Raw genomic sequence first — 19,522 nt, forward strand, 5'->3', positions numbered from 1 at the left:
ATCCCAATTTTCAGTGCAGCGGAGGGAGCTTGAAACTGAAGTAAAAGTGACATATTTGTAGTCAAATACCTGTTTGAGTATTTGACTACAAGCATTAGGATAACAAGGATTATTCGGGCTGAATGATCAATTGCCCATCTGCATAGCTTAAAGTGAGCTGTGTTTTTTCCGGATAATTTAAAAAATACACCGCCAGAATCGGTTCCAGTTCAGTGCGCATTTTGCGGGCCAAATGGCGTGCACCAAAACGGATATCATGATCTTTATAAAAGTGTGCTTTGGCGGCTTCGGTCAAAACCACCTGACGTTTTTGATGCTGCAGGCGCTGATTCAGTTTTTGCAGTTCAATGTCCACCAGTTTCGGTAGGGCATCATCCTGTACCGCCTGATAATGGAGGGTGCGGTCAATCCGGTTTAAAAACTCGGGATCAAACTTGCGGTACATGACTTTTTCAATAATGCTCCGGGTCGGCATTTTTTTCAGACACAAATCCTGCATTTTCTTCGGCAAGAAATTCAGTTTATCCAGATATTGCTGCGCGGCTTGCGCTCCGACATTGCTGGTCATAAAGATCATGCAGTTACGAAAGTCGATGGTTTTGGTGCCTGAAGTGAGGGTGAGTTTTCCTGTATCCAGAACATTCATTAAACCGCGAATCACTTCTGTGGAGGCTTTTTCCAGCTCATCAAACAGCACAATGCCCGGACGGGTATGGCTACCTGCAATGGCAGTTTCATCAAACAGGCTATGACCTTCTTTGGAGCCGACATAGCCCGGAGGGGCACCGGTAATGGCAGCGGCATAATGTTCTTGCGCCAGGGTGTTCATATCGATGCGGCAGAAGGCATCCGGACGGCCATAGATGGCTTCACTGATTAAACGGACCGTTTCGGTTTTACCGACACCGGTCGGGCCGAGCATCAAGGTCACGGACAAGGGACGCTCGGGGCTGGAAAAATCGGCTTTGACCACATGCAGCATTTTTTCAATTTCATGCAGCGCGGCATCCTGTCCAATAATACGCTGCTTCAGCAGCTGCATGACTTCAAGCGGTTCAAAATGAAAACGCGGCTTGCCAATCAGTTTATCTTTTTCAGATGTGCTATGCGTTGCAGTAACGGGTTTGACAATATGCATGGCGTGACTGGTGGTCGTCATTCAGTTTGATCCAAATTATTCAGATGACTTGAGCATAGCAAAATAAGCGCAATTGACTTATAGCTTTTAGCAATCATGTGATTGTTGGAACTTTGCATGATGGTGATAAAAATAGGACATTGGCTTGAAAATGGCGTGAAAACCATCACATCATGTAGCAAAGCTTATCCAATTTAAATCAGGCTGAATGTGAACGAAAACGCACGAGAACATATTGAAAAGATTCTGGCCCATATGACTACTTTACCGGGCGTTTACCGCATGCTGGGCAAAGACGGCGAATTGCTGTATGTGGGCAAGGCCAAAAATCTGAAAAACCGTGTGTCGAGCTACTTTGTCAAAACCATCGAACATCCGAAAACACAGGCTTTGGTGGCGCGGATCTATGACATTGAAACGCTGGTGGTCCGCTCGGAAACCGAAGCCTTATTGCTGGAACAGAACCTGATCAAGCTGCATCGTCCGCCGTACAACATCATGCTGCGCGACGACAAATCCTATGTCTATATTTTTGTTTCCAGCGACAAGCCTTATCCGCGTATTGCCGCCGGTCGTGGCAAAGGCAAACATCAGGTCGGCAAGTTCTTCGGGCCTTATCCGAGTGCCTATAATGCGCGGGATACTCTGGTCGTGCTGCAAAAACTGTTTAATGTGCGGCAGTGTGAAAACAGCTATTTTGCCCAACGCAAGCGTCCGTGTTTGCAGTATCAGATTAAACGCTGTAGCGCGCCCTGTGTCGGTCTGATCTCGCCTGAAGATTATCAGGAAGATGTCAAAAACTCGATTCGCTTTTTACAGGGAGATACCAAAGAACTGAATCAGGAACTGATTCAGAAAATGGAAGAGGCCGCTGAAAAGCTCGAATTTGAAAAAGCCGTGTTTTATCGTGATCGCATGGGTTTATTGCGTGATGTGCAAGCCAATCAGGCAATTTATAAACTCAAAGGGGAAGCCGATATATTGGCGATTGCCTATCATGCCGGGGTGACCTGCGTGCAGATCATGCATGTGCGCAATGGCAAAATGCTGGGCGGTAAAAGCTATTTCCCGGATATGCTGGGGGATGATCTGGGACAAATGCTTTCGGACTTCATGGCGAACTTCTATTTTCAGGTGGCCGATGAAGTGCCAGCCGAGCTGATTGTCAATGTCGAGCTTGCGGACCGCAAAGAGCTGGAACAGGCATTGCAACAGGAATTCGGCAAGAAGGTGCAGATCAAGCACAATGTTCGCGAAACCCGGGCCGAGTGGCTGGAACTGGCCAATATGAATGTGCAGCATGCCATTAAAGGCCAGCTGGCCAATCATTTTGAACTGAATGAACGCTTTCATCAGCTGGAACAGGTGGTCGGCCGTCCCGTCGACCGGATTGAATGCTTCGATATCTCGCATACCATGGGCGAAGCCACCATAGCCTCTTGCGTGGTGTTTGATTCGGGCGGTGCACGAAAACGCGATTACCGCCAGTTCGCCATTGATGATATTACCGGCGGTGATGATTATGCGGCTATGCGTCAGGCACTGACCCGCCGTTATAAAAAAGCCATGCTGCCGGATTTACTGTTGATTGACGGCGGTAAAGGTCAATTACATATGGCAATGGAAGTGATGCAGGAGCTGGGGCTGGATGCTTTTATGGTCGGGGTATCCAAAGGCGAAGGGCGTAAACCCGGTCTGGAAACCTTGCATTTCACTGATGGCACAAAAATCCAGTTGCCAGAAGACCATAAAGCCCTACATCTGATTCAACAGGTACGCGATGAAGCACACCGTTTTGCCATTACCAAACATCGGGCCAAACGCGACAAGAAACGTGGCTCATCGGTACTGGAAGTGATTCCCGGACTGGGACCGAAACGCCGCCGTGATCTGTTGACCCATTTTGGCGGCATTCAGGGCGTACTGAAAGCCTCGGAAAATGACTTGAAACTGGTGCCCGGTCTAGGCGATGTCATGGCTCGTACTATCTATAAGGTATTGCATGAATAAATTCGGACAGATTGGCCAAAGTGCTCACTGACGCGGCAGTCATTGATCATTCACAATAGTTGAAAATAAGTGAAAGATAGAGCCAATAAAAAACTCCAAAGGACGAAGGATGTCACTGCGCCAATTATTCACAACAATAGAACAGGATGAATGGGTTAATATTCCACCAGGCTGGCTACAGGGGCGTACCATTTATGGCGGACTGGTGGCCGGGATGATGATGCAAAAAGCCTTGCTCGCGGTTGCCGATGCGGAAAAACAGCTGTTAAGTACCAGTGTGACTTTTGTTGGTCCAGTACAAATGGCACCAGTCCGGTTGAGTGCTGAAATCTTGCGTCAAGGCAAATCCGTGACCACGGTTGAAGTTCGGCTCTGGCAGGACGATGCCGTACAAAGTATTTTGATTGCCAGTTTTGGGACGCATCGCCAGTCTGCGATTTCAGTGCAGCAGGAGCGACTTGCACCTGAGTTTCCAATGCCTGAACAATTAACTATTGCACAGCATCATCCTTTAGCACCGGAATGTTTTGGCCAGATGGACCTGGTCTGGGTGGATGGGCAATATCCATGTAGCGGCAGTGTCAAACCTGATTTTAGTGGCTGGATGCGTTTTAATCCGGACCGACATGACAATCGGGACATGAGCATCGCCGACTTGATGGTGGCTTTCGATATGTGGCCGCCTGGCGTCTTGCCGATGTTTAAGGCATTTGCACCGGCCAGTTCGCTGACCTGGCATGTGACCTATGTGCATCCTTTAAAAAATCAGCTGCATGATTGGTTTAAATATAAAGTATTTACCGATTATGCCGCAGAGGGTTATTCGACCGAGTATGCTCATCTTTGGGATGCAGAAAATAGACTGATTGCGATTTCCAGACAGACAGTTACCGTGTTTGCCTAGTGACACTTTATGGCAATTCGTATAAAGTGACTCTTATTAACGATGAATCCATCCTCAAAATATGTGTGGTTTTTCATTGTACATAAAGGGGAAAAATTGGCGGTGTCTATGACTACAGGTCGCATCCTGAATATTCCGAATATCTTGACTTTGGCGCGTATTGCTTTAATACCGGTTTTCTTGCTGGTGGCATACTGGCCACCTGCGGTTGGTGTTGCAGGTCATGATGCAAATGTGACTCGTCACATTATTTTAACGGCCATTTTTGTCATTGCTGCTGTAACTGACTGGTTTGATGGATATTTGGCGCGCTCACTCAATCAAACCTCCGCATTTGGCCGTTTTTTGGACCCTGTAGCGGATAAGCTCATGGTTGCGGCTGCATTGATTGTTCTGGTGCAATGGCAACCGACCATTTCTATGGCGTTTGCAGCCATTGTCATTATTTCCCGTGAAATTACGGTTTCTGCCTTACGCGAGTGGATGGCAGAGCTGGGGGCTCGTACCAGTGTGGCGGTATCGACAGTGGGCAAATATAAAACCGCTTTTCAGATGATTTCGATTTCAGTGTTCTTGCTGAACTGGCAACCGCTTGAAACGCTTGCTTATCTTCTGCTTTATACCGCAGTCATCCTGACTTTGTGGTCAATGATGATTTATTTAAAGGCGGCATGGCCTTATTTAAAACAGCCTTAGGTTCAGATTCAAAGAATTCAAAAAACGTCCTGGATGGGCGTTTTTTTATTTATCGGCTACTTTTTCAGAAGATATAGCAACGAAAATGACAGATAAAAAAAATCCTAGATTTTGGGGGAAACCTAGGATTGAAATCGGGGATATTTATATTTGTAATAAGATGGAAACCATCTACTTGAGACTAAGTATAGGGGAGGACAACAGTCAAATCATGTGTGTTATTGTATTGTAATGTATAGTTTTATTGAGAAATGTATTTTTGAATTACAGTTATTTCTAAATGTTTAAAAAGATTTATGGGATAAGTAGAATTTTTAAAATTAAAAATAAAATAGAAAATTAAAGTCGTATTCGGGTTTTTTAGGAAAGCTTAGATGAGCATTTGAAGTGCAACACCCTATTCTGGCCATCTAAAGCATGGCTTCTCGTCTTGCGGCGTGGCGGAGCAGCGTTCTTAAACTAAAAAAGGAGTCTACTGAGAGACTCCTTCATGACATTTAAAACTACGCGCTTCGCTTGTCTTGCGTAATTTTTAGAGCAGCTTAAAAAAGAAATCCCCAATAAAGGGGATTCTTTTTAGATTAAAGCCTGCGCGAGCAAAGCTCTTGCCTTGCGGCGTGGCGGAGCAGCGCTCCGCTTTATCACGCCTCAGGCTTTAGGCCTTCAGCTTTTTCCAGTGACTCATCATTATTGAAGAATTTTTCACGTTGTTCTTCAAGAAATTTCTTTGCATCTGGTTCAAACACGTTTAGGCGTTTCTCGTTAATGAGCGTCGTTTGATGCTTGAGCCACTCTTGCCAGGCCTGTTTAGATACAGTGTCAAACAGCTCCTGACCTTTTGCACCCGGGAAGGGAGCAAAGTCTAAACCTTCCATTTCTGTTTGATACTTACGGCAAAAAACTTGTCGAGACATATCCGGTTTCCTTAAGCGTAAAGTTTTTCTAAACGAGCGTAGGCACGAGCAATCGCTGCTTCAACCTGTGCAGGAGCAGTCCCACCAATGTGGTTACGCGCATTTACAGAGGCTTCAAGCGTCAATGCTTTTTCAAATACGTCCGCTTGAATCAGGTCAGAGAACTGTTGCAGTTGCTCAAGGGTCAATTCAGACAAATCCTTGCCTTCCTGAACGCCAAGTGCAACCGCTTTACCGACAATTTCATGCGCATCACGGAAAGCCACGCCATTTTTCACCAGGTAATCGGCAAGGTCAGTTGCAGTTGAGAAACCGCGTAATGCAGCTTCACGCATGATTTCGATGTTTGGAACCAGTGCAGGAATCATGTCGGCAAAGGCCATGAGTGAACCGCGAACGGTATCAATCGCATCAAATAATGGCTCTTTGTCTTCCTGGTTGTCTTTGTTATATGCCAATGGTTGACCTTTCATCAGGGTCAACAGGCTCATCAGGTCACCGTATACGCGGCCAGTCTTACCACGGATCAACTCAGGCACATCCGGGTTTTTCTTTTGCGGCATGATTGAAGAACCGGTACAGAAACGGTCTGGAATGTTGACAAATTTGAACTGCGCAGAGGTCCACAGGATCATTTCTTCAGACATACGCGACAGGTGCATCATAATTAAAGAGGCAGCAGCGTTAAATTCAATGCCAAAGTCACGGTCAGACACAGCATCCAGCGAGTTCTCACACACGGCTTCAAAACCTAAAAGCTGTGCGGTGTATTCACGCTCGATCGGATAGGTGGTACCTGCGAGTGCAGCAGAACCTAACGGCAGGCGGTTCACACGTTTACGGCAGTCGATCAAACGCTCAGAGTCACGTACCAGCATTTCAAACCACGCCATCAAGTGGTGACCAAAAGTTACCGGCTGGGCAGTTTGCAGATGGGTGAAGCCCGGCATAATGGTGTTGGTGTTTTTAGCCGCCAAGCCCAAAATACCTTTTTGCAGTTTTTCTAATAATTGAAGAATGGCATCAATTTCATCACGCACGTATAGACGGATGTCTGTTGCCACCTGGTCGTTACGGCTACGGCCAGTATGTAATTTTTTACCGGTGATGCCAATACGACTGGTCAAGCGCGACTCGATATTCATGTGCACATCTTCTAGATCAATGCGCCATTCGAAATCGCCTGCTTCAATTTCAGCTTTAATGGTGTTTAAACCGTTAATGATGTCATCACGTTCTTGTTCAGTTAAAACACCGACTTTGGCAAGCATGGTTGCATGCGCAATAGAACCTGCAATATCTTGTTTATAAAAGCGTTGGTCAAATTGAACAGATGCTGTAAATTCAGCAACAAATGCGTCAGTAGCTTCAGAGAAACGACCGCCCCACATACCCGAAGTTTGGGCTTGTGACGGATTTGAGGAATTAGAAGATGTGGTCATATCGGCTCAATAAAATAAAAAGCAGTAATTTGAACAAGAGTATAGCAAATTCAGAATCACTTGCCGAAAAACAAGTCGATCCAACTTCGACGTATACAGATGATCGGAAAAACAATGACGCCTATTTTTTTACGAAAATAGGGCATTGGCAACATCTAATTGAATTATTTATTGCCAGCAATATTTTGGCCGTCATCCTGGCACTGGCAGAGGCACAATCCTGGACGGCATTAAGCCTGAGCCGCGTATTGCAATATATGTTGTTCATTGACTGGGTTTTACTGGCTTTTGTGGCGTTGACCGAGCGTTTGCAGAGCAAAATCCAGCACTTCAGTTTTGGCCAGACCCTGGTGGTGGGCTTTATTTTGCTGCAGATGATCGTGCTCGTGACCACGGTGGTGCTGAATGGGGTTATTTTCTTTGGGCAAAATTTTCAATTCGCTCATATCACTGCGGCGGTTTTACTGGATGGCGTGGTGTTGCATCTGAGTTATGGGGTACTGATTGGTGCATTTTGTTTTCGCTATCTGTATATGCGAGAACAATGGGCACGTCAGCAAAACAGTGAATTGAATGCACGTATTCAGGCCATGCAAGCCCGGATTCATCCACATTTTTTATTTAATAGCCTAAATACCGTGATTAGTTTGATTACCATTGATCCAGATAAAGCTGAACAAATGTTACTGAATTTATCCCAACTATTTCGTGCAAGTTTTAAGGAACTTAAGCTGGTCCGCTTAAAAGATGAGATTGAGCTGTGTCAGCGTTATCTGGCCATTGAGCAGATTCGCTTGGGGAATCGCTTACAGGTAGAGTGGAAATATGAGGATGAAGTTCTATTTTCTCAGATACAAATTCCGTTATTAACTTTACAACCTTTAGTGGAAAATAGTATTTTTCATGGAGTTGAAAAAATTCTAACAAAGAGTACGATAAGCATATTGATTGAAATATTGCAAAATCAAGTCAATATAGTCATTACTAACCCTTATGCACAGGATAAAATAAATTTACGACAGGGACATGGTATTGCAGTTGAAAATGTGAAGCAGCGACTAAAGGCTTATTATGGTCGTTCTGCAACTTTTCAGACATACGAGGGGAAGGGAATATTTACCACAGTTGTGCAATATCGATATAAATAAAAAGATCATGGTTAACCTATAAAAAAAATGATGTTGACTGTGAAGGAGGAGAAATGGACATCCTGATTTGCGATGATGAACCTCTCGCTGTGGAGCGTTTGTCACGTTTAGTTACGCAACTGGGACATCAGGTGGTTGCCACTGCAAGTTATGGGCAGCAAGCAATTGAAATGACCCAATTCTATGAGCCGGATGTGGTGCTTCTGGACATTCAGATGCCTGAAATGGATGGCTTGAGCTGCGCCGAATATTTGCGCCAGCTTGATCCTATGCCCGCCATTGTTTTCTGTACTGCTTATGATGAACATGCTTTGGAGGCGTTTAAGTCGCATGCAGAAGGCTATTTGCTAAAACCGGTGATGCAGCAGGAATTGCAACAGGTATTAGATCATTTAACAAAACTGACTCAAGCACAAATGAGCAACTTAAAACAAAAAGAAGATATGGACGAACTTAATATAAAACGCCATCAGATTGTGGCAAAAACCTATCGTGGCGTAGAGCTGGTTCCTGTCGAAAATATTTATTATTTTTTGGCAGATCAAAAATATGTCACGGTACGGCATAAAAATGGCAGTGTACTGATCGATGAAACTTTAAAAGATCTGGAAAATGAATTTGGTGACCAGTTTATTCGAATTCATCGCAATGCCTTGGTTTCCGTACATTTTCTGGATGGTCTGGAAGTGATCAGTTCGGGACAGTATCAGGTGCGCTGCCGTGAACTGGAAGAGCGCCTGGCGGTCAGCCGACGTCATCTGCCCAATTTAAGAGAACGCATCCAAAAGATGTAAATCTGTTTTCATGAATTTAGGTCACATCGGCAGTGCAAATTTACTTGCATTTTCCAGTCAGCGCGTTAAGTTTACACTAATGCACTTATAGACTGTTTCTTGGATTTATGAAAATTTTGAAGATTGCAACTCGACAAAGCCCGCTTGCTTTATGGCAGGCGGAACATATTCGTGCCCGTTTGGAGGCATTGCATGCAGATCTTAAAGTTGAGTTAGTGACCTTCGTCACCCAGGGCGACAAGATTCTGGATACGCCTTTAGCCAAGATTGGTGGAAAAGGGCTGTTTGTTAAAGAATTAGAAGCAGCTCTGCTGGATGGCCGTGCCGACCTGGCGGTGCATTCAATGAAAGATGTGCCGATGAAGCTACCTGCCGGTTTGTCCCTCGCCGTGATTTGTGAGCGCGAAGATCCGCTGGATGCCTTTGTGTCGAATACTTATGCAAGTTTTGATGACTTGCCACAAGGCGCCAAGGTGGGTACATCCAGTTTGCGCCGTAAAAGCCAGATTTTAAAAGCCCGTCCTGATTTGGAGATTATTGATCTGCGTGGCAACGTGGGTACGCGTTTATCCAAACTGGATGCAGGCCTGTATGATGCCATCATTCTGGCCAGTGCCGGTTTAAAGCGTTTAGGTCTGGCAGAACGGATTCGCCATACCTTGCCAGCGGAAGTGAGTTTGCCTGCAGTTGGGCAAGGTGCACTGGGTTTGGAATGCCGTGCAGAAGATCAGGCAGTGCTGGAGCTGATTTTGCCGCTGCTACATAGCGAAACCGATGTGTGCGTACGGACAGAACGTGCCTTCAATGCCTATCTGGAAGGTGGCTGTCAGGTGCCAATTGCAGGTTATGCCATCCTTGAACAGGGTCAAATCCATATCCAGGGGCGTGTGGGAAGTGTCGATGGCAAGACCTTACTCAAGGCCGAACAAGTCGGTGAGACCGCCCAAGCTGAGCAAATTGGAGTGGCTTTGGCTCAAGAACTGTTAGCCCAGGGCGCGGGTGATTTGCTGAAAGCCCTCTATTAATATGCTGTTTATCAATACACGTCCGCAAGACCGTGCAGAAGAGTTGAGCCATGCATTACGTCTGGCTCACATTGATGTGGTGGATTTACCCTTGCTGGAGTTGCTGCCACAGGCCTGGTCAGAAGATTTATCTGCACTTTACCGGCAATTGCCGGATGCGCAGGTAATTGTGGTGGTTAGTCCCACGGCCGTGCAAATTGGCATGGCGTATTTAAAACAGTCGGGTATTACCCTGAATCAACTTCAGCATATTCAGTGGATTGCGGTCGGGGATCGCACTGCTCAGGCTTTGGCGCAATATGGTATTGCTGCGGAAGTCCCCAAAGTTGAAACATCGGAAGGAATGTTACAGCTTCCAGTTTTACAAACGCTTGATTCAGGCCAGTGTCTGGCTTTCTGGCGTGGTGAAGGGGGACGGATGTTTATGATGGACCAGTTAAAACAGCAAGGCATGCAAATTCTAAATTTTGTTTTATATGAGCGCCGTTGTCCTGTATTTACTCAGCAAGATTTAGCTAACATATTCTCTTTATTAGAAAAACAAAAACAGTATGCTATGGTGGTGAGTAGTGAAGCGGGTTGGCTAAACTGGATTCAGCTCATGCGACATCAGAAGCACCTTATTGCAAAAGGACATTATCTGGTTTTGGGGGAGCGCTTGTATCAAGTTGTTTCGAATTATAAAAAAAATCAGGCAACATGTTTTAATATCACGCGACTCACTGATTTAAAAACAGATTCAATTCTGCAGAAGCTTGTTGTTGTGCAAGGGAACACATGAAGAAAACACTCATTTTATTATTTATTTTAAGTCTGCTCTGGATTGTTAAATTGAGTTATGACTTATTTAATCTTGCTGCACAACAAACAGAATTAAATACCAGTCTGCACCGGATTGAACAGAATAATGCAAATTTAAATGATCAATTTGTTGCTTTACAGCGCAAAGTCATGCTGACAGGAGAATCGGCACCGGCCAATTCACAGGCTGCAGAGGATTTAAAAAGCATTCAGGCGACAAGTATTGATCCTGTGGTCGTGATTAAACAGCAACTTGAATTGATTGAATTTATGTTGCAGCAACAACAGTTTACTGCTGCCCTGGATAAATTAACCCGTTTAGATCAAAATCTTGAGCAATATGCCCTGGCGGCACCATTGAAGCAAAGTTTGCATCAGGTCATTGCCAAAGATCATCAGGTTATTCAGCATTTTGTCGGTGAGCGAATGGCTCAGCAAGTCAAGGTGGATAGGCTGATCCAGCAACTGGATGCTGCCTTGGCCCAGGAATTACAAGCCCCTCAATTAAGCGTGAGTCAGGCACCGGATAAACCGTTCTGGCAACGTTGGCTGCTGATTGAACCTGCAAAACAACCTGCTACGGCGCTCATGCAGCGTCCGTTAATTTTAAAAGAGGCACAGCTCCGATTGCTCATTGCTCAACAAGCCTTAAAACAGGGGCAATATTTAGAGTATCAAAAATCACTGACTGAAATTATTCAACTATTAAATCAAATCCCGGATGAGAAATCGCGACAGCTGATTCAGAATATCCAGAAGATCAAAGGATTTACGGTTGTGCCTACGCCTAGTTTAAATACGCGTGCATTATTGGGATGATGAATTCATGAAGCAGATTTTACTGGCCTATGCTTTTATCAGCCTACTTATTATCGCAGGTTTAAGTATTTTAAGTTACGGTTATGGCGCGGGTTATGTGTATTTATATTGGCGTGAATGGCAAATTCAAACCAATATCTGGATCATGTTTTTTATTCTGGCGAGTTTAAGCCTGTTAATCCAGTTAGTATGGCTGCTGATTAAACGTTATTTAACCCGGGAACAACGCAAGCTGGAAACTGTTTTTAATTTTAAAAACTTGCACCCGTATGAACAGTTGGCCGTAATTTGGTTATTGGAAGCTGCACAAGATCAGCATCAATTTATTCAAAACGTATTTTCTCAATCGGGTTTATTAAAGGGGATTATTGGTTCACGTCTGTATTGGATGCAGCAGCAATATCCGCAAGCACTGGCTATTTTAAACCAGAGTAATGCCATGGCATTTGAATTGGCGGAAATACAGCGCATAGAAATTTATCTGTCGCAAAATGATGCCGAGCAGGCATTAACCCATCTTGAGTTCTTAAATCAACATGAGCTTTCACCCTGGTTAAATGAGGTAAAAAGTGCCTATGATTTAAGATTAACCAGTTTATGGGAAAAGTTTGCCATTCAGTTTCCCTGGATGTATTTACGCTCGACTAAATATGGACATCTGGGCACAGAAAAAAAACGGGAATGGCTACAGCAGTTATTGGTAAATTTTGATCAGGCCAGTATCGAAAGTTTGCAAAATTTGCAACAGCGCTATTTAGACTTACAAGACCAGATTTATAGCCGTGATTATGAAATTAAAGTGTTATGGTTAAAGCTATTATCACGTATGCCGGAAATGAGCCAGCAGCATGAAGCCTTGGTATTGCATTTACTGGATCAACAGTTTAATCAAGACGTTTTTTATTTGTGGTTCCAGCAGCAATTATTAAAGCAGAGCCCGGATTATTTAATGGTTGAGCAACGGATTGACTATTGGGAAAGTAAATATCCTTCTTTACCGGTATTTGCCTTTGCCAAATGGCATGTCTATACCGCTACGGCAAGAACAGCTGAAGCTGATCAATTACTTGAGTTATACCCAGATAACGTGATGATGAATTATTTAAGAATTAAATCTACTTTAAACGGTCAGGATGACTTGATTAAACAGTTAAATTTAATTTTTGAAAATAATGCAAATTTTGTTGAAATAAAAATATAAAGGTAAGAAATATGCTCACCCTGTCCGATTATCCGGTGATTTATGATCAGTCTGTTGCCTGGGGGGATATGGATGCCTTTGGGCATGTAAATAACGTGATGTATTACCGTTATATCGAAAGTGCCCGCATTTTTTATATGGATGCCTTGAGTATTTTTGAACAGGATGTTTATACGGTGGTGGCAACCAACCAGTGCAAATATATCAGTCCGCTATTTTATCCAGACCGGCTTAAAATTGGGGTGCGTGTTGAAGAAATTCGTAATAGTGCATTCCGGATGAGCTATTTATTATGGAGCGAGTCACAACAAAAAACTGTTGCCGTAGCAGAGGCGGTGATTGTCTGTGTAAATAAGCAGAGTATGCTTAAAGCGGAAATACCTGAAATCATTCGTCATAAAATCACAGAAATTGAATTAAGTGTGAATCATTTGATTTGAAAACATTTAAAGCGAATGACCTGTAAACTGTAAAAAATGTGAAATCTGTTTTAAAGATTGTTGTTATTTAAAAAAATTGTATTGAATGTTTTAAATAATAAAAATATTATGAGCTGGTTTTAAATAAAAAAATATAAAGTTTATTGTGGAGTTAATATGATGCCGGATATTAGTAATTTATCTGTTGAAGAGTTAAAGCGTTTACAAGTTGAAGCGGAAGCATTAATTGCTTCTAAAAAAGATCAGGCGGTTGAAGATGCTTATCAGCAAATTTTAGATATTGCCGATAATGTAGGTTTAAGCATTGAACAGATTTTAGAGTTTGGTGCAAGCAAACGTAAGAAAAGTACACGCAAATCTGTAGAGCCGCGTTATCGCAGCAAAAAGAATTCAGCGGATACCTGGACAGGACGTGGCAAACAACCTCGCTGGCTGGTTGCAGAACTTGAAAGTGGTGCAAAGCTGGAAGATTTTCTCATCTGATGGAAATATTCATCAGATAGTCATCCAACTGGATTAAATTAAAAAAACCAGGCTTTTAAGCGTGGTTTTTTTTTATGTCTATTTTTATCACTTGGAATTGGCGTTGAGAAAAAAGTGTGCATAATGGGGATAGAAATATAATATTAGCGTTAAGGGAAGAATAATTGATTATGTGGGTCGTGATGGGATGATAAATAAACCCAAATATATCACGTGGTGGATTTTCTCCATCAGTGTCTTTTTCATGTTCGTATTACTCCAAATTCCAGCGGCTTGGCTCATTTCAAAATTTTATAAAAACAACCAGGTCTTGCAAAATGTAAGCGGTAATATTTGGCAAGGGCAGGCTGATTGGCAGAAGGGGAATTTAACCGGATCGTTGAGTTGGAAAACACGTCCTCTGGATATTTTTTTGCTGCGTTTAGGGGCAAACATAGAGGTACATAGTGGGAATACCCAACTGGATGCTGTTGTTGGCTATGGTTTTGGCAAAAAAATCATGGTTCATGACTTGAATGGTCAGGTTGCACCGGAAACGCTGAAACATCTGGTGGAATGGCAGTGGCCGGCCAATGCCATTCAATTGCAGGATATTCATTTTAATTTTAAAAAAGAACAGGGTTTTGCTCGGGCTGATGGTCAGTTGCAATGGGTGGGGGGGGAGCTGGTTTATAATTATGCCCAGCGTCAGGATCAAATGAATATTCCTTCCTTGAAAGGAAAATTGTCGGATGAAAATAATAAGCTGCTCTTTGATATACGGGATCAGCGTGATCAAAAACTGATGGCATTGGAGCTGGATCAAAACTTGATGCTTGATGTGCAATTGACTCAGCGTCTGCTGCTGAATATTGCTTCTTATAATGGAAAAGCTGGTTTGGATACCTATGTAGTGAGTTCGCGCCAACCTTTGTTTAAAGGTGGCCTCTAATGAATCAGTGGCTAGAAAAAATTCAACAATTCAACTGGAAACAGGCGGACCGGATTGCGCCTTTATTCTTGGTTCTGCTGATTTTATATTTATGCTGGAAGTTGGCAAACATTTTCTGGCTGCTGGTGGCGCCGCCTCAGGTCATGCAGCTGGATCGTGTTGAACTGGGCTCACAGCAGCCGCAGGTACCCAATATTTCTTCATTTGCCCTGTTTCAGGAAGCGGGCAGAACAGCTGCGGCAGAAGATACTGCCAATTTGATTTTGCAAGGTGTGGTGGTTGGTTATCCAAATCAATTTTCCTCGGCAGTGATTAAAGTCAATGATCAGTCAGATCGCTATCGGGTCGGCGAAAATATTGCCCCGACCTCTTATCAGCTGGCTGAAGTGTATTGGGACCGGGTGGTGTTGCGTCAAAGTAATGGGGCTACGCGAGAACTGCAATTTAAAGGTATGGAAAATGGTCTGGATCAAAGCATTGTTCCGCCGGTAGCAACAAACAGCTTGCCGATGAATAATCAGACCACACCGCCTATGCCCAGCCAGGAACAAAATGCTTTAGGGCAGGCAGTACAGAAAATACAGGAAGACCGCGATCAGTATTTAAAAGATATGGGGGTCAATGCAGCGAGTGGAGGCTATGAAGTTACGGCAAGAACACCGGCAGCATTGCGCAGTAAGTTGGGGCTACAACCCGGTGACCGGATCATGTCTTTAAATGGACAGGCTGTGGGGCAGGGGCAAAGTGATGCCCAGTTGCTGGAACAGGCTCGACGTGAAGGTCAGGTCAAAATAGAAATAAAGCGTGGTGATCAAGTGATGACCATTCAACAAAATTTTTAAGTGATGCATCGTCACCTTACAGGATTAGGAAGCACGGAACTTTATGGCTTTATTTAATCATCATCGTCCAGTTTGGGCTTTATTCGCGGCTGCACCCCTGATTGCTATGGTGAGTACCTCTACTCAAGCACAAACATGGAAAATCAACTTACGAGATGCTGATTTAACTGCATTTATTAATGAAGTAGCTGATATTACCGGGAAGAATTTTGCTGTTGATCCACGTGTGCGCGGCAATGTCACGGTCATTTCCAATAAGCCTTTAAATAAAGCCGAAGTCTACGATCTGTTTCTGGGCGTATTGAACGTGAATGGTGTGGTCGCCATTCCTTCAGGCAATACCATCAAACTGGTTCCAGATAGCAATGTTAAAAGTTCCGGTGTGCCTTTTGACAGCAAGCACCGTGCGACTGGGGACCAGATTGTGACACGGGTGATCTGGCTGGAAAACACCAACCCGAATGACCTGATTCCTGCCATCCGTCCATTGATGCCGCAATTTGCCCATTTGTCGGCAGTGGCTGGAACCAATGCACTGATTGTGTCAGACCGTGCCAGCAATATTTATCAGCTGGAAACCATTATCCGTAATCTGGATGGTACCGGACAAAATGACATTGAAGCGGTGAGCCTGCAATCTAGTCAGGCTGAAGAAATGATTGGTTTGTTGGAATCCATGAGCTCTACCGGTGCAACCAGAGATTTAAAAGGTTCCCGTATCCGTATCATTGCAGATACCCGCACCAACCGCATTGTATTGAAAGGTGACACCGCAACACGCAAACGCATCCGCCAGATGATTGAAATGCTGGATGTACCGGCAGCAGATCGTTTGGGTGGTTTAAAAGTGTTTCGCTTAAAATATGCCAGTGCCAAAAACCTGGCGGAAATTTTACAGGGCTTGGTGTCTGGTCAGTCGTTATCCGGTTCATCCAATTCAAATAGTTCATCAAACAATAATGTGATGAACAATTCAAACAATAACAATTCGGGCAGTAGCTCATCCAGCAGCAGTTCTTCCAGTATTTCGACCCCAAGTATTAATCTGGGTGCAGGATCAAACAGTAGCAATCAGAATAGCATCACCAGTTTTAATGCTAATGGCGTCAGTATTATTGCTGATGACAGCCAAAATTCATTGGTAGTGAAAGCTGATCCACAACTGATGCGTGAAATTGAATCCGCCATTCAGCAGCTGGATATCCGTCGTCAACAGGTCCTGATTGAAGCCGCCATTATTGAAGTGGAAGGCAATGATGCCGATCAGCTGGGTGTGCAGTGGGCTTTGGGTGATCTGACCAACGGCGTCGGCTTAATCAACTTTAGCAATGTCGGTGCAAGTATTGCCGAGCTTGCCGCTGGATATGTAACCAGTGGTGCGGCAGGTGCTGCGGCCAAATTGGGCACCGGTACTTCATTGCTGCTTGGAGATTATAAAGAAGGTGATAACGGTTCACGCAAACTGTATGGCGCATTGATTCAGGCCCTAAAAAGCAAGACCAAGTCCAATCTGCTGTCCACACCTTCCATTGTCACCATGGACAATGAAGAAGCCTATATTGTGGTGGGACAGAACGTTCCGTTTGTGACCGGTTCCGCAACCACGACTTCCGCAGGGTTGAATCCGTATACCACGGTAGAACGTAAGGATGTTGGTGTCACTTTAAAGGTGGTGCCGCATATTGGCGAGGGCGGTTCGGTTCGTCTTGAAGTCGAGCAGGAAGTTTCTGCGGTGCAGGACAAAGGTCAGGCGCAGGATCTGGTCACCAGCAAGCGTGCCATTAAAACCTCGATTCTGGCTGAGCATGGGCAGACCATTGTGTTGGGTGGCTTAATTTCCGATAACTCGATTCATTCGCGTCAGTCGGTACCAGGTTTGGGGGCAATCCCAGGTCTGGGGCGTTTATTCCGTGCCGATGCCAAATCCAATGAGAAGCGCAATTTGCTGGTGTTTATCCACCCAACCATTGTTGGAGATAAGAATGATGTGCGCCGTTTGTCGCAGCAGCGTTATAGCCAGTTGTACAGCTTGCAGTTGGCCATGGATCGGGATGGCAGTTTTGCCAAATTGCCGGAAAATGTAGAAGACATTTATCAGCAGCGAATTCCGGTCACGCCATCGGCACCGAAAGCTCCTCTTTATCAAACCCTGCCATCCGCAACCCAGAATCAGCCGAATGCAGCTACGTTTAGCACACCGGTTGCAATTGAGCCGGTCGTGCAGAAACAAAAAGTTAGTGTGCCGGTGACTGAGGTTAAAAAAACCAAAAATACCGTGACCACGACTACGATTCGTTCGGGTTCTTAACAGCGTGGTTTAAGAATTGAATATTTGCCGTGATATGATGATGAAAAATCACAAAGAGAAGTGCATTTCATGACTTGGAAAATACAAGCAATTACCGGTGAATTAACGGGACAGGAAATCAGCATCGACCGTGATATGTTGGTCGGTCGCCATCAGAGCGCAGATATCGTGTTGCAGGCGGGGGAAATTTCCCGCAAGCATGCGGCTTTCTTGCTTAAAGACCAGGCCTTATGGCTGCAAGATTTGAATTCATCCAATGGCACCTTCGTCAATGACTTGCGTATTGAGCATGAAACCCTGTTAAAAGAAGGGGATATCGTTCAGTTCGCAGGTTTGAAATTTTCCGTGCTTGCACCTGCTAAAGACATTGAGCCTGCTTTAACTGAAACAGAAAGTGTGCCGACCAGCGCACAACCTGCAGAAGCAGTGGCAGTTTCTGAGACTGCGGCAGCAGAACCGGTTGAGCCAGCAGCAAAGACTGCAGCGCAGCAAATGAATGATCAGGGCATGCCGGAACTGACCGAGCGTGATGCCAATGTCCAGCTGAGCCGTGATGGTATGCCACAAGGGGTTGCCATCCCGAAACCGGCACCGATTCCTGAAGGTGTGGACCTGAGTGCCATTCCCGAGAAGCAAAAGCCAATTGCGGTTGAAACACCAGTATCCCGTGTAGAGCAGGTCAAAGAGGAGCAGAAAAATGCATCCGTGGGCCTAATCTCCATTGTTGTATTGATTATTCTGGCAATCATTGCCTGGTTATTCTTTAAATAAGCCTGCATGCGACATACAATGAAGGCATGCAATCGCATGCCTTCATTGTATGGGTATGGGTTAAAATAAATCGTGAGAGGGAAATGATGTCTGTAGCAAAACTTGCAAGCCGTGAACTGATTTTATTTGACCTGGATGGCACTTTAGTTGACTCAGCATCAGATCTATACCGGGCCATGAACATGAGCCTGAATGCCTTGCAATTACCGAGCGTGACTGAGGAGCAGGTGCGCACCTGGATTGGCAAGGGGACCTCTGTTTTTTGCCATAGCACTTTGCAATATCTCACCGGAAAGGTGGACCCTGCGCAGCATCAGCAATTGTTGACGACTTTTTTAAATATTTATAATGCAGACCCCTGTGTGGATACCCAGCCTTTTAAAGGGGTGGTTGCATTTCTTGATTGGGGCTTAAGCAACAATAAGCAAATGATTTGTGTCACCAACAAACCCGAACAGCCGGCACGTGCGATTGTTGAGGCGCTGGGCTTGAGTCATTATTTTGTGGATGTGATTGGCGGGGACCGTTTTGAAGAGCGGAAACCCCATCCTCGGCAGCTACTGTTTTGTGTTGATGAGTATGATGTCACTGCGGCAGAAACCTTAATGATTGGTGATTCCAGCAATGATGTGGAAGCAGCAAGACGTGCAGGAGTTGATTGTATTGTGGTGAGCTATGGCTATAATCATGGTGAAGATATTCATGATTGCCAGCCGCAACAAGTGGTTGATGATTTAACAGAATTACTCGCGCAATAAGTGAAAATTGAGGATGACGGAATGAGAAATTTTATGGTTTTTCGATGGCGAAACTAAGTCAGACTACAGGAAAACAAACGTAAACCAGCCATATCGA

19 protein-coding genes are annotated in these 19,522 nt (G+C 44.6%); 16 read left to right on the forward strand and 3 right to left on the reverse strand.

Features of this window, described 5'->3' with window-relative positions:
• Nucleotides 1-109: 109 nt before the first annotated feature.
• Nucleotides 110-1,159, reverse strand: a complete 1,050-nt coding sequence (locus tag ACPUEY_RS03115; RefSeq protein WP_425121115.1) for an AAA family ATPase — start codon at nt 1,157-1,159, stop codon at nt 110-112.
• Between the two features lie 189 nt (nt 1,160-1,348).
• Here ACPUEY_RS03115 and uvrC point away from each other — a divergent pair, with 189 nt between their 5' ends.
• The 3 genes from uvrC to pgsA all read left to right on the forward strand — a co-directional run bounded on the left by uvrC (nt 1,349) and on the right by pgsA (nt 4,748).
• The gene (gene uvrC, locus ACPUEY_RS03120; protein ID WP_425121116.1) at nt 1,349-3,148 is read left to right on the forward strand and encodes an excinuclease ABC subunit UvrC; all 1,800 of its coding nucleotides are present in this window, start codon (nt 1,349-1,351) and stop codon (nt 3,146-3,148) included.
• A gap of 109 nt (nt 3,149-3,257) precedes the next feature.
• Nucleotides 3,258-4,052: an acyl-CoA thioesterase gene (locus tag ACPUEY_RS03125; protein WP_425121117.1), complete on the forward strand. Its 795-nt coding sequence runs from the start codon at nt 3,258-3,260 to the stop codon at nt 4,050-4,052.
• 108 nt (nt 4,053-4,160) lie between these two features.
• Nucleotides 4,161-4,748: a CDP-diacylglycerol--glycerol-3-phosphate 3-phosphatidyltransferase gene (pgsA, locus tag ACPUEY_RS03130; RefSeq protein ID WP_425121118.1), complete on the forward strand. Its 588-nt coding sequence runs from the start codon at nt 4,161-4,163 to the stop codon at nt 4,746-4,748.
• 641 nt (nt 4,749-5,389) lie between these two features.
• Here pgsA and ACPUEY_RS03135 read toward each other — a convergent pair.
• The gene (locus tag ACPUEY_RS03135; protein ID WP_086196454.1) at nt 5,390-5,662 is read right to left on the reverse strand and encodes an oxidative damage protection protein; all 273 of its coding nucleotides are present in this window, start codon (nt 5,660-5,662) and stop codon (nt 5,390-5,392) included.
• Nucleotides 5,663-5,673: 11 nt separating this feature from the next.
• Nucleotides 5,674-7,104 carry an argininosuccinate lyase gene (argH, locus tag ACPUEY_RS03140; protein WP_425121119.1) on the reverse strand — a complete coding sequence of 477 codons (1,431 nt, stop codon included), beginning with the start codon at nt 7,102-7,104 and terminating at the stop codon, nt 5,674-5,676.
• Here argH and ACPUEY_RS03145 point away from each other — a divergent pair.
• From ACPUEY_RS03145 to ACPUEY_RS03205, 13 genes are all read left to right on the forward strand, one after another.
• Entirely contained in the window at nt 7,095-8,252 is a 1,158-nt protein-coding gene (locus ACPUEY_RS03145) for a sensor histidine kinase (protein WP_425121120.1), read from the forward strand. The two genes, argH and ACPUEY_RS03145, sit on opposite strands and share 10 nt — an antisense overlap.
• Nucleotides 8,253-8,305: 53 nt before the next feature.
• On the forward strand, nt 8,306-9,046 hold the full coding sequence (locus ACPUEY_RS03150) for a LytR/AlgR family response regulator transcription factor (RefSeq protein ID WP_425121121.1): 741 nt from the start codon (nt 8,306-8,308) through the stop codon (nt 9,044-9,046).
• 107 nt (nt 9,047-9,153) lie between these two features.
• Nucleotides 9,154-10,071 carry a hydroxymethylbilane synthase gene (gene hemC / locus ACPUEY_RS03155; protein ID WP_092821030.1) on the forward strand — a complete coding sequence of 306 codons (918 nt, stop codon included), beginning with the start codon at nt 9,154-9,156 and terminating at the stop codon, nt 10,069-10,071.
• A gap of 1 nt (nt 10,072) precedes the next feature.
• Entirely contained in the window at nt 10,073-10,852 is a 780-nt protein-coding gene (locus ACPUEY_RS03160) for a uroporphyrinogen-III synthase (protein ID WP_425121122.1), read from the forward strand.
• Nucleotides 10,849-11,691 carry a hypothetical protein gene (locus tag ACPUEY_RS03165; protein ID WP_092821034.1) on the forward strand — a complete coding sequence of 281 codons (843 nt, stop codon included), beginning with the start codon at nt 10,849-10,851 and terminating at the stop codon, nt 11,689-11,691. The genes ACPUEY_RS03160 and ACPUEY_RS03165 overlap by 4 nt, the downstream gene beginning before the upstream one ends.
• Nucleotides 11,692-11,698: 7 nt before the next feature.
• On the forward strand, nt 11,699-12,892 hold the full coding sequence (locus ACPUEY_RS03170) for a heme biosynthesis protein HemY (protein WP_131273157.1): 1,194 nt from the start codon (nt 11,699-11,701) through the stop codon (nt 12,890-12,892).
• Between the two features lie 11 nt (nt 12,893-12,903).
• Entirely contained in the window at nt 12,904-13,332 is a 429-nt protein-coding gene (locus tag ACPUEY_RS03175; RefSeq protein ID WP_425121123.1) for an acyl-CoA thioesterase, read from the forward strand.
• 156 nt (nt 13,333-13,488) lie between these two features.
• The gene (locus tag ACPUEY_RS03180) at nt 13,489-13,815 is read left to right on the forward strand and encodes an H-NS family nucleoid-associated regulatory protein (protein WP_092821042.1); all 327 of its coding nucleotides are present in this window, start codon (nt 13,489-13,491) and stop codon (nt 13,813-13,815) included.
• Nucleotides 13,816-14,002: 187 nt separating this feature from the next.
• A complete protein-coding gene (gspN, locus tag ACPUEY_RS03185; protein WP_261183362.1) occupies nt 14,003-14,746 on the forward strand; it encodes a type II secretion system protein N in 744 nt (247 codons plus the stop codon).
• Nucleotides 14,746-15,588 carry a type II secretion system protein N gene (locus tag ACPUEY_RS03190; protein WP_425121124.1) on the forward strand — a complete coding sequence of 281 codons (843 nt, stop codon included), beginning with the start codon at nt 14,746-14,748 and terminating at the stop codon, nt 15,586-15,588. Before gspN ends, ACPUEY_RS03190 begins: the two co-directional genes overlap by 1 nt.
• Nucleotides 15,589-15,631: 43 nt before the next feature.
• Entirely contained in the window at nt 15,632-17,896 is a 2,265-nt protein-coding gene (gspD, locus tag ACPUEY_RS03195) for a type II secretion system secretin GspD (RefSeq protein WP_425121125.1), read from the forward strand.
• A 69-nt stretch (nt 17,897-17,965) separates the two neighbouring features.
• The gene (locus tag ACPUEY_RS03200) at nt 17,966-18,667 is read left to right on the forward strand and encodes an FHA domain-containing protein (protein WP_425121126.1); all 702 of its coding nucleotides are present in this window, start codon (nt 17,966-17,968) and stop codon (nt 18,665-18,667) included.
• An 86-nt stretch (nt 18,668-18,753) separates the two neighbouring features.
• A complete protein-coding gene (locus ACPUEY_RS03205) occupies nt 18,754-19,425 on the forward strand; it encodes a phosphoglycolate phosphatase (protein ID WP_131273166.1) in 672 nt (223 codons plus the stop codon).
• Nucleotides 19,426-19,522 lie beyond the last annotated feature (97 nt).

The organism is Acinetobacter sp. G11 (assembly GCF_049808495.1).
GTDB classification, from domain to species: domain Bacteria; phylum Pseudomonadota; class Gammaproteobacteria; order Pseudomonadales; family Moraxellaceae; genus Acinetobacter; species Acinetobacter kookii.

Bases quoted from the DNA above. Each gene is read 5' to 3' on its own strand.
- ACPUEY_RS03115 (WP_425121115.1), bottom strand. From the start codon at position 1,159: ATGACGACCACCAGTCACGCCATGCATATTGTCAAACCCGTTACTGCA.
- ACPUEY_RS03125 (WP_425121117.1), top strand. From the start codon at position 3,258: ATGTCACTGCGCCAATTATTCACAACAATAGAACAGGATGAATGGGTT.
- pgsA (WP_425121118.1), top strand. From the start codon at position 4,161: ATGACTACAGGTCGCATCCTGAATATTCCGAATATCTTGACTTTGGCG.
- ACPUEY_RS03135 (WP_086196454.1), bottom strand. From the start codon at position 5,662: ATGTCTCGACAAGTTTTTTGCCGTAAGTATCAAACAGAAATGGAAGGT.
- ACPUEY_RS03145 (WP_425121120.1), top strand. From the start codon at position 7,095: ATGTGGTCATATCGGCTCAATAAAATAAAAAGCAGTAATTTGAACAAG.
- argH (WP_425121119.1), bottom strand. From the start codon at position 7,104: ATGACCACATCTTCTAATTCCTCAAATCCGTCACAAGCCCAAACTTCG.
- ACPUEY_RS03150 (WP_425121121.1), top strand. From the start codon at position 8,306: ATGGACATCCTGATTTGCGATGATGAACCTCTCGCTGTGGAGCGTTTG.
- hemC (WP_092821030.1), top strand. From the start codon at position 9,154: ATGAAAATTTTGAAGATTGCAACTCGACAAAGCCCGCTTGCTTTATGG.
- ACPUEY_RS03160 (WP_425121122.1), top strand. From the start codon at position 10,073: ATGCTGTTTATCAATACACGTCCGCAAGACCGTGCAGAAGAGTTGAGC.
- ACPUEY_RS03165 (WP_092821034.1), top strand. From the start codon at position 10,849: ATGAAGAAAACACTCATTTTATTATTTATTTTAAGTCTGCTCTGGATT.
- ACPUEY_RS03170 (WP_131273157.1), top strand. From the start codon at position 11,699: ATGAAGCAGATTTTACTGGCCTATGCTTTTATCAGCCTACTTATTATC.
- ACPUEY_RS03175 (WP_425121123.1), top strand. From the start codon at position 12,904: ATGCTCACCCTGTCCGATTATCCGGTGATTTATGATCAGTCTGTTGCC.
- ACPUEY_RS03180 (WP_092821042.1), top strand. From the start codon at position 13,489: ATGATGCCGGATATTAGTAATTTATCTGTTGAAGAGTTAAAGCGTTTA.
- gspN (WP_261183362.1), top strand. From the start codon at position 14,003: ATGATAAATAAACCCAAATATATCACGTGGTGGATTTTCTCCATCAGT.
- ACPUEY_RS03190 (WP_425121124.1), top strand. From the start codon at position 14,746: ATGAATCAGTGGCTAGAAAAAATTCAACAATTCAACTGGAAACAGGCG.
- gspD (WP_425121125.1), top strand. From the start codon at position 15,632: ATGGCTTTATTTAATCATCATCGTCCAGTTTGGGCTTTATTCGCGGCT.
- ACPUEY_RS03200 (WP_425121126.1), top strand. From the start codon at position 17,966: ATGACTTGGAAAATACAAGCAATTACCGGTGAATTAACGGGACAGGAA.
- ACPUEY_RS03205 (WP_131273166.1), top strand. From the start codon at position 18,754: ATGTCTGTAGCAAAACTTGCAAGCCGTGAACTGATTTTATTTGACCTG.